Genomic DNA, 13,597 nt, shown 5'->3' with positions numbered 1-13,597 from the left:
GACACCAAGGCAACCGCCGATGTCCTCATCGCGCTCGCCAAGAAGGATCAGACGCTCGCCGCCAAGTATACCGCCGCCGATTATCGCGGCTGGTTCATCGGCCAGTTCCCCGGCGGTGCCTCGGCGTTCACGACAGCGCTCACCAAAGCGACCATCAGTGGCTCGCCGCTGATCGCGACCGCCACGCGCACGCTGACCGCCACCGCCACGGCAGCCGATGCCGGTGCCGGTGACTACTTCGTGCACGTGTTCCCGTCGCCCACCCTCGGCGACGGGCGTGGTGCGAACAAGCCATGGCTGCAGGAACTTCCCGATCCCGTCACCAAGATCGCGTGGCAGTCGTGGGTGGAAGTACACCCCACCACGTTCAAGAAGCTTGGGCTCGTGGAAGGACAGCACCTCACCGTTGAAACGTCCGCCGGAAAAATCACCGCGCCGGCGTATCGCTACATGGGTGTGCGTCCCGACACCGTCGCCATCGCGCTCGGCCAAGGGCATACGGCGTACGGTCGCTTCGCGCAGAACGTCGGCGTGAATGCCTTCGATCTCCTGCAGAGCAGCTGGGATGCTTCCGGTACGCTCGCGCTCTCCGGCATGAAGGGGAAGGTCACCGTCCTCGCCGAGACGTCGCAGCTCGTCACCACCGAAGGATCGGCGCGTCAGCACGGCCGTGGTATCGGGCAGGCGATGACGCTTGCCGCACTCCTCGGTCAGGAAGCCGAAGAAGGCGGACACGAAGAGCACAGCATCCCCGGCCTACCGTCGCAGGATTTCAAGGCTGGCCTCAAGGCCCCGGTTGCGGCCGACGCGCAGGGTGAGTTGGCCAACCCGAAGGCAGGCGATTTGGGGATGTACGCCCCCGATCACGTGCAGAAGATGGCGAAGCGCCGCTGGGCGATGACGATCGATCTCGCACGCTGCACGGGCTGTTCGGCGTGCGTCACCGCGTGCTATAGCGAGAACAACATTCCGACGGTCGGCGCGCCGTACCAAGGTCGCGCGCTCAGTCCGAGCACGTGGGACGAGCGTCCGGGCGCGAACATCATCAAGGGCCGGGAAATGGCCTGGATTCGCCTCGAGCGCTACTACGAAGGCAACGAGAACACGGAAAACGAGTTCTCGCCCGACTTCGACACGCGCTTCGTGCCGATGATGTGCCAGCATTGCGGCAACGCGCCGTGCGAGCCGGTGTGCCCGGTGTACGCCACGTATCACTCGCCCGACGGCCTCAACGTACAGGTCTACAATCGTTGCGTCGGTACTCGTTACTGCAGCAACAACTGCCCGTACAAGGTTCGCTACTTCAACTGGTTCGGCTACGGTGAAGTGGCACGCAAGCAGTACGCGTGGCCAGAGCCGATGCACTGGGCGCTCAATCCCGACGTCACCGTTCGCGGCAAGGGTGTCATGGAGAAGTGCACGTTCTGCGTGCAGCGTATCCGTGAAGCCGAACACCGCGCCAAGGCCGAAGGCCGTGAGGTCAAGCCTGACGAGTTCACGACCGCGTGCTCACAAGCATGCCCGTCGCGCGCCATCATCTTCGGAGACGCGGCCGACGAAAACTGGACCGTAGCGAAGCTCGCCTATGACCGCCGTGCCTACCACGTGTTCGAAGAATTGAACACGTATACGGCCGTGGTCTATCTCAAGAAGGTCAACTATCCGGCGCCGGCTTCCCCGGCGCAGGCCTGAGGGCATCGCACATGGCATCCGTAGGATATCCCGTGCGTGAGGGCATCCGTGGGCCGAACATTCCGTCGGCCGACGTGCAACTCCCCGCCGTCAAGGATTACGAGCAAGTCGATCGCGAGATCATGGCGACGCTCGGCTTCACGAAGAAGTGGCTCATGGGCCTCAGCGTCGCCGTGCTGGCGATGCTGATCGGTGCCTCCGCGTGGGTCTATCAGATCTATTGGGGCCTCGGTCAGGCTGGATACGAACCGCCCGTGATGTGGGGTAACTTCATCATCACGTTCGTTTTCTGGGTCGGTATCGGTCACGCCGGTACGCTCATCTCGGCCATCCTGTTCCTCTTCCGCGCCGGCTTCCGTACTTCGATCTACCGCGCCGCTGAAGCGATGACGGTGTTCGCAGTCATGACGGCCGGTCTGTTTCCGATCATTCATATCGGGCGCCCGTGGAAGTTCTTCTGGTTGCTGCCGTATCCGAACTGGCGTCTGCTGTTCCCGAACTTCAAGTCGCCGCTCGTGTGGGACGTGTTCGCCATTTCGACGTACCTCACGATTTCGACCACGTTCCTCTACATCGGCCTGATCCCCGACATCGCGGTGCTCCGCGACAAAGAAACCAACCCCGCGCGCAAGAGGATCCTCGCCATCCTCTCGCTCGGCTGGCGGAACAGCGACCGTGAATGGCGTCACTTCGCAAAGGCGTATCTCTTCCTCGCCGCCTTCAGCACCCCGCTCGTGCTCTCCGTGCACTCAGTCGTTTCCTTCGACTTTGCCATGGCGCTCACCCCAGGTTGGCACGCCTCGATTTTCCCGCCGTACTTCGTGGCCGGCGCCATCTTTTCAGGCTTCGCGATGGTGTGGACGATCGCGATCCCGATGCGGAAGTGGTTCAAGCTCGAGCACTACATCACGATCAACCATCTCGACGCCACCGCCAAGGTCGTGCTCTTCACGTCGATGGTTGTCGGGTGCGCGTACATGATCGAGTTCTTCATCGCCTGGTACAGCGGCGTCCGTGCGGAACAGGAGTTCTTCTGGAACCGCGTGTTCGGTCAGTGGTGGTGGGCGGCGTGGATCATGTTGCTCTGCAACATGTCGCTTCCCATGTCGCTCTGGTCGCAGAAGCTGCGCCGAAATCCAACATGGCTGTTCGTGCTCTCGCTGTTCATCAACCTCGGCATGTGGTTCGAGCGCTTCGTCATCGTGGTGCCGTCGCTCTCGCACGAGTTCGAGCCCTGGCAGTGGGGCAGCTACGCTCCTAGCTGGATCGATATGTCATTCCTGATTGGATCGTTTGGTTGGTTCTTCATGTGGTTCCTGCTGTTCGTCAAGCAGCTGCCCGTCATGGCGATCGCCGAGCTCAAGGAAATCGTTGCGCCGCGCGTGAAGCACGGCACCAGCGGAGGGCACCACTAATGCAAGGTGTGGTCGGAGCATTCCATGAGATCGACACGACCGTTGCGGCCATCGAAGATCTCAAGAAGAAGAAACTCGGCGATGTGACCGTTTACTCGCCGACGATTCGCCATGAACTCGAGCACGCGATCGACGCGCCGCCAAGCGTCGTCCGCCGATTCACCTTGATCGGCGGCCTCCTCGGCGTCAGCTTCGGCTACTGGGTGGCCATCTGGTCGTCCACCTACTGGCCCTTGGTGACCGGTGGCAAAGCGATCGCCTCGTGGATCCCGTACACCATCATTGGTTTCGAAATGATGGTGCTCGTCGGCGCGCTGTCCACGGTTGCCGGCATGTTCATCAATTCGCGCATTCCGCGCCTCAGCACCACGTCGGGGTACGACGCCCGGTTCTCGGGTGGATACTTCGGCGTCTTTATCGCCTGCGACGCCACCAAGGCGGGACAGGCCGAAGAACTGCTGCGCCACCACGGTGCAACGGAGGTGCGACGTGAAGCCTGAGCCTACGTACTTCATGACTGCTATCGTCGCGCGCTCGTCGCGCCTCGCGGGCGCCGTCGTGCTCCCCTTTGCCTTTGGGGCATGCACGTGGTTCACCGACTTCAAGAATCAGCCACGTATCGAACCGTGGGAGCCGCTGTCGCAGAACGACGCCGACTCGCTCCTACCGCCGCGCGGTAACCCGCAGTTCAGCGTGCCGGTGCAGGGAACCGTAGTCGCCGGGTACCAGATCTCGTACGCCCCGCTGCCAGCGGTGATCGATTCGTTCTCCGCCATTCCGAACCCGCATCCGGTCACGGAAGCGTCGCTCGCCAACGGTAAGTTGAACTATCAGATCAACTGCGCTGTTTGCCACGGTGCATCGGGCAATGCCAACGGTGGACTCAAAAAGGTCAATCCGAATTACGGGTTCGCTCCCAGTCTGCTCGCGGAGTCGGCCCTTGGACGCACCGATGGCTACATCTACGGTGTGCTGCGAAACGGTCGCGGCCTTATGGGCAGCTACAACCGCATCGAAGAGCCTGACCGATGGGACGTGATCAACTACGTTCGGGCGCTGCAGGGCAAGAGCACGCTCAAGGCCGACACGCTATTGGCAGGCTATCCCGGTCAGAACGGCACCACGGTGCCTGGACCGTCGCTCACCGCGCCCAATGTGCCTTCGCGCTATCTGCGCCCCACGCAGCAGCCGACGCCCGGGTCCTCGGGCATCAACTCGGCCACTTTCAAGGGCAACAACGACAACGACACCATGCGCAAGCTGCATGGCGCTCCGCACTCGGAGAAGGCCTCTGCTGGTGAGACGTCCAAGGCCGGTACACCGGCCGCGAGCCAGGAGAAGCACTAGTGAGCCAACATTATCACTACCCGGCGCGCGCAGAGTTCGCGAAGCGTCTGGCCGCGAAGCCGGTTCCGGGCGGTCTCAAGACCGCCGCGCTGGGCGCGGCGGTAGTCGGCATCGCAGTGTTCATCTTCGGTCTGTTCAGCAATGCGGATCGCGCGTGGCAGGCACTCCATTTCAACTGGTTGTTCTTCGCCACCATCTCGTCGGCCGGCGTCGCGTTTGCCGCCGTGCAGCGTATCGTGACCGCGCGATGGTCACGCCCCGTTGTTCGGTTCGCGGAGGGGTACGTCGCGTTCCTGCCGGTCGCGTTCCTGATCCTGCTGCTCATTCTGTTCCCGGGACGCGAGCACATCTTCACATGGGCTGGTCGCGAGACCATCTCGGTAGCCGAGAAGGCGCGCTACCTCCAGCCTGGCTGGTTCGTGTTGCGCGGCATCTTCTTCTTCGGCGCCATGATGGTGCTGCAGATGCTGTTTGTGTATCACTCGGTTCGTCTCGACGTCGCCGTCCTACCCGAGTACGGCGCCAAGTGGGCGGCTGGGCTTCGCGCCAAGATGCGCGCCGGCTTCGGCAACGAGCGTCGTGAGCTGCACACGCAGCATTCGCTGCAGGGAAAACTCGGCGTCGCGGTCTGCATCTCGTTCGTCGTGGGCTGGTGTTTCATGGCGTGGGATTACTCCATGAGCATCTCGCTGCACTTCCAGCAGACGATGTACGCCTGGATCGTGTTCATGGGCGCGTGGCTCAACATGATCATGTCGTTGTCGCTCCTGAGCATGTGGTGGCGGAAGCACCTGCAGGCCGATGACATCGTCACCATGGATCACTTCTGGGATCTTGGAAAGCTGTGTTTCGCCTTCACGGCATTCTTCGGCTACATCAGCTTCAGTCAGTACCTGGTGATCTGGTACGGTAACCTCCCGGAAGAGACGCACTTCTATCGCCTGCGCTTGTCGGGCGTCTGGAAGACGGTCACGCTGATGGTGCCGGTGCTCGCTTTCGTGCTGCCGTTCTTCGGTCTCATCTCGAAAGCTGCCAAGGTGTACCTGCCCACGTTCGTGCTCTTCGCGCTGTGCAGCATGGTCGGGATCTACCTGCACCGTTATATCGAGATCTATCCGTCCATCTACGGCGAGGCCACCAGCCTCCCGTTCGGGCTCCAGGAAATCGGCACCACCGTCGGCTTCCTCGGTCTGTGGGCGTTCTGCTACTTCTCGTTCATGGATGCGTTCCCCGTCATGCGCGTGTTCATGATGACGACGGCCGCCAAGGACGAAGTGCAGATCCCGGTCGACGCGCGTACGATGGAACCGCTGCCCGCGCACGAGTAATCGTCCTCGACGCGGTTAGAACGAAGCGGGCGCGCACCTTCCGGTGCTCGCCCGCTTTCGATATTCACGCGCGAAAGATTGGCTCGGAGCGGGCAATTGATTATTCTTCAATGTTGGCGACTTTTGGGGCGTTAGCTCAGCTGGGAGAGCGCGCGCTTTGCAAGCGTGAGGTCATCGGTTCGATCCCGATACGCTCCACTCCAAGATGTCCGGCAGCATTAGAACGAAGCGGGGGCGGCCAATACTGGCAGCCCCCGCTTTGCTATCCGCTCCTCTCGCCTGGTCCAAGCGGCGTGACTAATAGATCGCGCCGCTACTCGACGACAACACACCGGACGTTGCGCTGAGTACATACGATGTCGACGTGCCCGTCGTCCAACTCGGCAGGTTGAACTGCGAGCCTACGGGCACGCGCACCGTCGTAACCGGTGAGTAGCTCAGTGGAGTATTGGCCAGGCACAGACGGGTCACGCTGTTGGTGACGCTCAGAAAGTATGCACCGTTGCCGGCGCCGAATACCGTGGCCGCACCGTTTGGCAGTACTCCCACAGCCGACCTCTCGTCCACGCCGATACCGCGTGGTGCGGCGGCGCGTCCATCCTGCTGCAGGCGAGCCAGGAACGTCACCAGCCGTCCCATGCGATCGCGCACCACGAAGTGCGAATCCGTGATGAGGTTCTGAAGCACCGGCACGTTGAACAGTGCATTGGTAATCGTGACCGACGGGTCATGCGGATTCGCGAGGACGACCGCCGATGTGGACGATACATTGAACGCCGCATACACGAACGGACTCAGCACGGCGAGGCCTGCGCTCGTGCCGCCGATCGGATAGCCCGCCGCGATACGGGCATCTACGGCCGTCTGCAGCGCCGTGCCCGTCCACAAATTCACATACGTCGACTGATCCCCGCCGGCGATGAACACCACCTCTGCCCGCGCGATCGCGCTCGTCACGTAGTCGCTGTTGGCGCCGGCTGCGGTCGAAATCACGATGCTCGCCACCGAGTTCGCGCCGAGGTTCATGAGAAAGTCGTTGTATCCATTCGTGCCGCTCGTGCGGAGCACGACCACGTCGCCGTACGCGCCGGCGCTACGTGCGCCGCCCCGCGCCAGTAGCCACTGCATGCCGACGTCGCTGTCCGTGCCGCCACCGGCGAGGAGCGCGCCGCCCAGTGGAATCGTCTGTACATCAGTCGTGCTGCCGGATACGTAGGTCGTGTAGCCGGGATCGCCCTGCACGCCAACGGCTACGGGAGCGGTGGGAGCGTTCGATCGGCTGCCGCACGCGACCAGAGCGAGGGTGAGTAGGACGGCGGAGCACGCACGGTTCGTCATGAGAGGCGCTTCAGGGGACGATTCGGAACAACCCGGAGACCACGCCAATATACGAGATTCCCACGAGAAGAAGGCGTCGAGGCCGTGCGCGTCGGGACTACGCGCCCAGCGCCTCTGGGCGACGCACGCGCCACGAACGCACGTCCGTGATTGGCCCGCAGGCGCGCGCCGCCAGCAGCGAGGCGAATTCGCGCGCCGGCAATGCCTCGCCGAAGTGACGTCCCTGCTGCTCGAAGCACTGCATGCGTGCGAGTCGCTGCGACTGCTCCGCATTCTCCACACCCTCCGCCACTACGTCGAGTCCAAGGCCGCGCGCCAAGCGAATCATCGATGAAACGATGGCCTGGTCGCGCTGATCGAGTAGTAGTTGCGAGACGAATCGGCGGTCGATCTTGATGCCGTCCACGGGCGCTTCCCGCAGGAACGTGAGCGACGCATGACCGACGCCGAAGTCGTCGACCACGAGGCGAAGCCCAAGTCCTTTCAGCGCGCGCAATGTCTCCATGATCATATCGCCGTCGACCATCGTGCTGTTCTCGGTGACCTCGAGCGTCAGCGCGTCAGGCGGACAACCGGTCTCGTGGAGAATCGCCGCCACGCGCTGCTCGAAGCCGTGCTCGCGCAGCTGGACCGCCGACATGTTGACCGACACGCGTAGCGCGGCCGCACTCTTCTCGCGCCGCCACGCAACGATGGATTCGCACGCGTGCCGCAGCACCTGCTCCCCGATCGGCACAATCAGTCCCGTATCCTCGGCCAGCGCCAGGAAGCCGGACGGCGACAGGAGGCCGCGATCCGGGTCGCGCCAGCGAAGCAGGGCTTCCGCTGCAATAATTCAATCGGCCACGACGTCAAGAATTGGCTGATAAAACACCTCGAACTCACCTTGCGCGACCGCTGAATGAAGCCGCGATTCCCGACGGTGCGATACGGAGTCCGCGATATCCAGCGCATTCGTGCCGTTACCCCCGACCGCCGCCATTCCCGCCATAGGCGTGAGCATGCGGCCGCGCCGCCGTTCGCCCTTCTCGCGGTACATATCCGCGTCGGCAGCGTCGAGCAGGTCCTGCGCGGAGGCACCATCGAGCGGTGACATCGCGCTGCCGATGCTGGCCCCGACGATCAGCGCCTCATCGCCCGTGAGCGCCACGGCCTCGCGCAGCGACTCGAGTATCGTGTCCTTCACATACGATACGTCGCGCCGACTCGTGACATCCGGTAGCAGAATCACAAATTCGTCACCGCCCAAACGCGCGACTGCATCGGATCGCCGCACACATCCCAGGAGGCGCGTCGAGACAGCCTTGAGCAGGGCATCGCCTTTGGCATGTCCCTTCGTGTCGTTGATCGCCTTGAATCCGTCCAGATCGACGAACAGCAGACCCGTCTTGCGGTTGTAGCGCGAACCGAAGGCGAGCGCACGATCGAGCTGATCAAGAAAGAGCTCACGGTTCGCGAGTCCGGTGAGTGGATCATGTGTCGCCCGATGTGCAGCGTCTACGCGAGCGGCCTCGAGGGTAGCCAGTCGCCGCTGCCGTTCAATCGCGAAGCCGAGCAGGCGCGCCAAAGCGTTGGCGGACAGGTCGCTCTTCACCAGACACTCGTGCGCGCCTGCGCGGAGTGCACGGATGGCGGTCGCATCGTCGAGCTCGCGCGTGTACACCACGACAGGAACCGTCGGTGCCGCGCCGCGAACGCCAGCCAACGTCGCGATACCACTCGAGTCGGACACGGCAAGCTCGACTACCACAGCATCGAAAGCGGTCTCCATGAGCTCGCGAATCGATTGCGCAAGCGAGTGCGCTCGCACGACACGCACGCGGTCACCGAGCCGCTGTCGGAGGCCGCACTCGGAACGGCCAGCCTCCTGCTCGTCGCCGTCGATCAGCAGGACGCGCAAGACACCGTCGGCGATTACCCTTGTCTGATGATTCATCGCTGATCCATCGCAGCGTTCGGGTCAGGGAACTCGGCGGTTGGGTGCCCGTTCAACTCAACACTACCGGCGTTTTCAACATCCGCCAGTAGGCGGACAATTTGTGACCTCCCCGGTGCCATCGCGATTCCGGTCTGTCTCGCTTCTTCTTCTACCACGTGTCCACCATGTCTACGACCGTCGCGCCGCTACAGGCGGGCACTGAAGCACCTGATTTTAGCTTGCGCACCACGTCAGGCGAGTTCGTCACCCTATCCAGCTTTCGTGGGCAGAAGAACGTGTTGCTCGCGTTCTTCCCGTTGGCGTTCACAGGCGTATGCACCAGCGAATTGTGTGCCTTCAGTGAAGATTTCGACGATTTTTCGTCTTTTGACGTGGAAGTGCTTCCCATATCAGTAGATGCGAGTCCTTCCCTCAAAGAGTTTCGCAGTAAGTACGACATGAAAGTGGAGCTGCTGTCCGACTCCAAGCGCGAGGCCTCGGCTGCCTTCGGCGTGTTGCACCCGCAGGCGTTCTTCTCGAATCGCGCCTACTTCCTCATCGACAAAACCGGAATGATCCGGTGGTCGTACGTCGAAGCGACCATAGACACCAAGCGCGACAACGCCGAGATACTCGCCGCCATCCGCGCGATCGCCCTCTAGGGAAACGTGTGGAGCATCGGCTCACCCAGCGATAGGGAGATCGACCCCACCAGTTTCACCGTGCAGTTCGGTCAGCTTGTCCAATCGCCCCCGTGCGCCTACCTTGCTCGGGTGATCCCACTCCCCGCTTTGTCCTGATGGACGCCGTGGCGTTGCCGACCCTTTCTGAGGTGCTCGGTCTGCTGGCGCGCGCGCCTGACGTCTCCCACGGCGTGACATCCGTCTTCGATCGCCTTGGCCCTTCCTTCGAAGCCACGCGTTTGGCGCTGGAGTTCGCCGACGGCGCGAAGCCGCCCATCGTGTGGCGGGACCCGGGGAGCGTTGGCGCCATGTTGCCAACCACCCCGGGACAGCTGCCGGTCGCGGCGGCCGCTGGCGTCTTGGCGACTTTCGTCGTGCACCGCGAGCAGCCATTCAGTCCGACCGACCACCAGCACCTGACCGCCGTCGCCGACGTGTTCGCGATCGCTCTGGCCCGCGATGCCCAACTCCAGGATCTCCAGCGGGAGCTCACCGCCAAGGTCCGGGAAATCGCCCACCAGCGCGCGTTCATGGAGTGTGTCGTCGATTCGCTTCCCGACGGGCTGCACGTGGTGGATCGCGACTACCGTATTCACGCGTGGAACCACAAACGTGAGACCGGGCTGCAAGGCGTGGCCCGTACCGATGCGATCGGTCGCACGATCTTCGAGGTCCTGCATCGCCAGCCCGCCGCGTTGCTGAAACGGGAGTTCGACGAGGTCTTCTCCTCCGGCCGACTCCAGCAGTTCCAGATGGAAAGCCATGCCTTTGGTGAGCCCCGTACGTTCAGGATTTCCAAGATTCCGATGCGGATGGGCGGCGGCCCCGTCACGCACGTCATCACCATCGGTGAAGACATCACGGACTGGAAGGCCGCGCTCGATCGTACGGCACAGTCGGAGAAGCTGGCGGCACTTGGGCAATTGGCGGCCGGGGTGATGCACGAGATCAACAATCCGCTGGCCACCATCGCCGCCTGCGCCGAGTCGATGGGACTGCTGCAGGAGCACGGTACGCCGGCCACGCCACCAACGGAGCTCTTGCGCATCATCGATCTCGAAGTGCAGCGCTGTAAGAAGATCGTGAACGGGCTGCTCGACTTTGCCCGGCCGAAGCCGGCGCACCGCGAACGCTTCGATCTCGACGAGGTCGTGCAGCAGTCGCTGTTCCTTCTGCAGCACCATCCGCGCTTCAAGCGCGTCAAGCTCGTGATGGAACTTGCGGGGGATGCACAGGCCTCGGTGCATGGCGACGCCGATCAGTTGGTGCAGGTCCTCATCGCGCTCGCCATGAATGCCTTGGATGCGACCGCCGAAGGCGGACGCGTCATCATTCGTACGTCGTCGACGTGCGGCGACGATGGTCGGCCGCTCGCATTGCTCGAGGTGGAGGACGAAGGGCCGGGCATCCCGCGCGCGCTGCAGGCGAAGGTGTTCGAACCCTTTTTTACGACCAAGCCGCCGGGGCAGGGCACCGGGCTCGGACTGGCGATCTGCTATGGCATCGTGAACGATCACGGCGGGCAACTGGAACTCGTCTCCCCTGAAGGCACCGGCGCGGTGTTCCGCGTGTCGCTGCCGGCCGGCACGCTGCGGTGAGCGCGGCACCGTTCCGCGCCATCGATCCGGCATCGCCGATCCGCGTGCTGATCGCGGAAGACGAGCCGAATCTCGGGATGATTCTCGAACAGTTCATGAGCGCGCGTGGATTCGCCGTGACGATCGTGCGCGATGGCCGCGCCGCGCTCGAGACCCTGCGCGCCGACAGCTTCGACGTGGCCCTGTTGGATGTCGTCATGCCGGAAATCGACGGGCTGGAGGTGCTGCGTCAAATTCGCGAGGAGCCGATGCCGCCCGAGATCATCGTCATCACCGGCAACGGGACGATCGAAACAGCGATCGCCGCGCTCAAACTCGGCGCGTACGATTTCCTGTCGAAGCCGTATCGCATGGCCGAAATCGAGGTGCTGGTGAAACGCGCCTGGGAGAAGCGCATGCTCGCGCGCGAGAATCTCCATCTCCAGTCACGTCTGCGTCGCGCGACGGCCGATCCACAGTTCCTTACCCAGTACGCGCCACTGCGCGCGGTCCTGACGTTGATCGATCGCGTTGCACCGAGCGCGTCGACCGTCCTGATCACCGGCGAGTCGGGTACGGGCAAGGACCTCGTTGCACGTGTGCTGCACGCGCGCGGTGAGCATCCCGACGGGCCGTTCGTGGATCTCAATTGCGCGGCGCTGGCCGAGTCGCTGCTGGAGACGGAACTGTTCGGTGTCGAGAAAGGCGCATTCCCGGGCGCCGACCAGCGGAAGGTCGGGCTCGTTGAGCTGGCCGCGGGCGGTACGTTGTATCTCGACAACGTCGGGGAACTCGATCTCAAGTTGCAAGCGAAGCTGCTTCGCGCCTTGGAGACGGGCAGCTTCTATCGCGTGGGCGGTACGCAGAAGGTGCAAGTCAACGTGCGCGTGATCGCCTCGACCGCCCGCGATCTCTCGCGGATGGTGCAGGCCGGGACGTTCCGCGATGACTTCCTCCACCGTATCAATACGATCCGCATCGCGCTGCCTGGCCTCCGCGAGCGCACGGTGGACGTGTCGCTGCTCGCGGCGCATTTCCTGTCGTACTTCGGTGAGCAGTTCGGGCGGCGCACCTTGCAGCTCAGCGCGGACGCCACGATGGTGCTGGAACGGTATCGCTGGCCCGGCAACGTGCGCGAACTGCGCAACGTGATGGAACGCGCCGCCCTGCTGGCCACTGATGGCATCGTGAGCGCACACGATCTGCCCTTGGGTGTCGACGTCGGTGGCGCGGCACGGCCCACACCGGTCGCGCCGATAGAGTCGGTCCGCGAGCCCGGAATGCCGTTCGTGGAGGCGATGTCGATGTCGATGTCGATGTCGATGTCGGGACGTACGCTTGAGGAGCTTGAACGGCGGCACATTGCGGGGGTACTGGATCAGACGAACTGGCATCAGGGGCGGGCCGCCGACATCCTCGGCATCTCGCCCAAGACGCTCTATCGAAAGATTCGCGAGTATGGCTTCACACGCCCGTCGGGCGGAGCACGCCTATGAAGATTCTCGTGATCGAAGACGATCCGACCGTCGGCGAATTCGTGCGGCGTGGGCTCGAGGAGCAGCGGTGGCAGGCGGATCTGGTGAATAGCGGGCTCGAAGGCGAGCGGATGGCGCTGTCGCAACCGTACGATCTGGTCATTCTCGACATGCGGCTGCCCGGGCGCAACGGACTCGATGTGCTGCGTACGCTGCGCGCACGCGGGTTCGAACGTCCGGTGCTCGTCCTCACCGCACAGGACGCGGTCGATGCAAAAGTCGAGACGCTCCGGGCAGGCGCCGACGATTATGTCACCAAGCCGTTTGCCTTCGAAGAGCTGTTGGCGCGCGTAGAGGCCTTGCTGCGTCGTCCGCGCGCGATGGCGTCGCCGCTGTTGAGCGTGGCCGATCTCGTACTCGATCAGGGCACTCGCGACGTCCGGCGTGGCGAGGAGTCGATCGAGCTGACACCCAAGGAGTTCGCGGTACTCGAATACCTCATGCGTCACGCGGGACGGGTCATGAGCCGCACGTTGATCACCGAGTATGCGTGGGGCTATCACTTCGATCCCGGCACCAACATCGTCGATGTGGTGATCAATCATTTGCGCAAGAAGATCGATGCCCGGTTCGAGAAGAAGCTGATTACCACCGTGCGTGGCGTCGGCTACATGATCCGCGGGTAGCGGAGCGCGCGTGGGATCCATCCGGGCACGTCTGACGGCCGCCTACACGGCCGCGTTCATCGGAACGCTCGTCATCTTCTCGATCGCGTTGCTCGCCGTGCGTCGTGAGATCCTGTTCCGCGAGCTCGAGACCCGTGT

12 protein-coding genes and 1 tRNA gene are annotated in these 13,597 nt (G+C 63.2%); 10 read left to right on the top strand and 3 right to left on the bottom strand.

The window, feature by feature from the left end; translation table 11 throughout:
- The 6 genes from ACESNG_RS18560 to ACESNG_RS18535 all read left to right on the top strand — a co-directional run.
- Positions 1-1,692: 4Fe-4S dicluster domain-containing protein (locus ACESNG_RS18560; RefSeq protein ID WP_373070272.1), on the top strand; the 1,692-nt coding region annotated here is incomplete at its 5' end.
- Positions 1,693-1,703: 11 nt separating this feature from the next.
- Positions 1,704-3,107, top strand: a complete 1,404-nt coding sequence (nrfD, locus tag ACESNG_RS18555; protein ID WP_373060043.1) for an NrfD/PsrC family molybdoenzyme membrane anchor subunit — start codon at positions 1,704-1,706, stop codon at positions 3,105-3,107.
- A gap of 8 nt (positions 3,108-3,115) precedes the next feature.
- Positions 3,116-3,607: a DUF3341 domain-containing protein gene (locus ACESNG_RS18550; protein WP_373070270.1), complete on the top strand. Its 492-nt coding sequence runs from the start codon at positions 3,116-3,118 to the stop codon at positions 3,605-3,607.
- Between the two features lie 13 nt (positions 3,608-3,620).
- Positions 3,621-4,454: a cytochrome c gene (locus ACESNG_RS18545; protein ID WP_373070268.1), complete on the top strand. Its 834-nt coding sequence runs from the start codon at positions 3,621-3,623 to the stop codon at positions 4,452-4,454.
- The gene (locus ACESNG_RS18540) at positions 4,454-5,782 is read left to right on the top strand and encodes a hypothetical protein (RefSeq protein ID WP_373060037.1); all 1,329 of its coding nucleotides are present in this window, start codon (positions 4,454-4,456) and stop codon (positions 5,780-5,782) included. Before ACESNG_RS18545 ends, ACESNG_RS18540 begins: the two co-directional genes overlap by 1 nt.
- Positions 5,783-5,907: 125 nt before the next feature.
- Positions 5,908-5,980 (top strand) — tRNA-Ala (locus tag ACESNG_RS18535).
- A gap of 99 nt (positions 5,981-6,079) precedes the next feature.
- Here ACESNG_RS18535 and ACESNG_RS18530 read toward each other — a convergent pair.
- The 3 genes from ACESNG_RS18530 to ACESNG_RS18520 all read right to left on the bottom strand — a co-directional run bounded on the left by ACESNG_RS18530 (position 6,080) and on the right by ACESNG_RS18520 (position 9,056).
- Positions 6,080-7,120, bottom strand: a complete 1,041-nt coding sequence (locus tag ACESNG_RS18530) for a cyanophycinase (protein ID WP_373060035.1) — start codon at positions 7,118-7,120, stop codon at positions 6,080-6,082.
- A 97-nt stretch (positions 7,121-7,217) separates the two neighbouring features.
- Positions 7,218-7,952, bottom strand: coding sequence for an EAL domain-containing protein (locus ACESNG_RS18525; protein ID WP_373070274.1), 735 nt, complete (start codon positions 7,950-7,952; stop codon positions 7,218-7,220).
- Between the two features lie 3 nt (positions 7,953-7,955).
- Positions 7,956-9,056 carry a diguanylate cyclase domain-containing protein gene (locus ACESNG_RS18520; RefSeq protein WP_373070266.1) on the bottom strand — a complete coding sequence of 367 codons (1,101 nt, stop codon included), beginning with the start codon at positions 9,054-9,056 and terminating at the stop codon, positions 7,956-7,958.
- A gap of 167 nt (positions 9,057-9,223) precedes the next feature.
- Between ACESNG_RS18520 and ACESNG_RS18515 the strand changes: the two genes are divergently transcribed.
- The 4 genes from ACESNG_RS18515 (at position 9,224) to ACESNG_RS18500 (ending at position 13,459) form a co-directional block, all read left to right on the top strand.
- On the top strand, positions 9,224-9,700 hold the full coding sequence (locus ACESNG_RS18515) for a redoxin domain-containing protein (protein WP_373060031.1): 477 nt from the start codon (positions 9,224-9,226) through the stop codon (positions 9,698-9,700).
- 137 nt (positions 9,701-9,837) lie between these two features.
- Positions 9,838-11,319, top strand: coding sequence for a PAS domain-containing sensor histidine kinase (locus ACESNG_RS18510; RefSeq protein WP_373060029.1), 1,482 nt, complete (start codon positions 9,838-9,840; stop codon positions 11,317-11,319).
- A complete protein-coding gene (locus ACESNG_RS18505) occupies positions 11,316-12,794 on the top strand; it encodes a sigma-54-dependent transcriptional regulator (RefSeq protein ID WP_373070264.1) in 1,479 nt (492 codons plus the stop codon). The genes ACESNG_RS18510 and ACESNG_RS18505 overlap by 4 nt, the downstream gene beginning before the upstream one ends.
- Positions 12,791-13,459, top strand: coding sequence for a winged helix-turn-helix domain-containing protein (locus ACESNG_RS18500; RefSeq protein WP_373060025.1), 669 nt, complete (start codon positions 12,791-12,793; stop codon positions 13,457-13,459). The genes ACESNG_RS18505 and ACESNG_RS18500 overlap by 4 nt, the downstream gene beginning before the upstream one ends.
- Positions 13,460-13,597: the final 138 nt, after the last annotated feature.

Source organism: Gemmatimonas sp., from assembly GCF_041689975.1.
Taxonomy (GTDB): Bacteria; Gemmatimonadota; Gemmatimonadetes; order Gemmatimonadales; family Gemmatimonadaceae; genus Gemmatimonas.
Note: the sequence above shows the minus strand (reverse complement) of the source record. Positions and strands in the feature narration are given on the sequence as shown.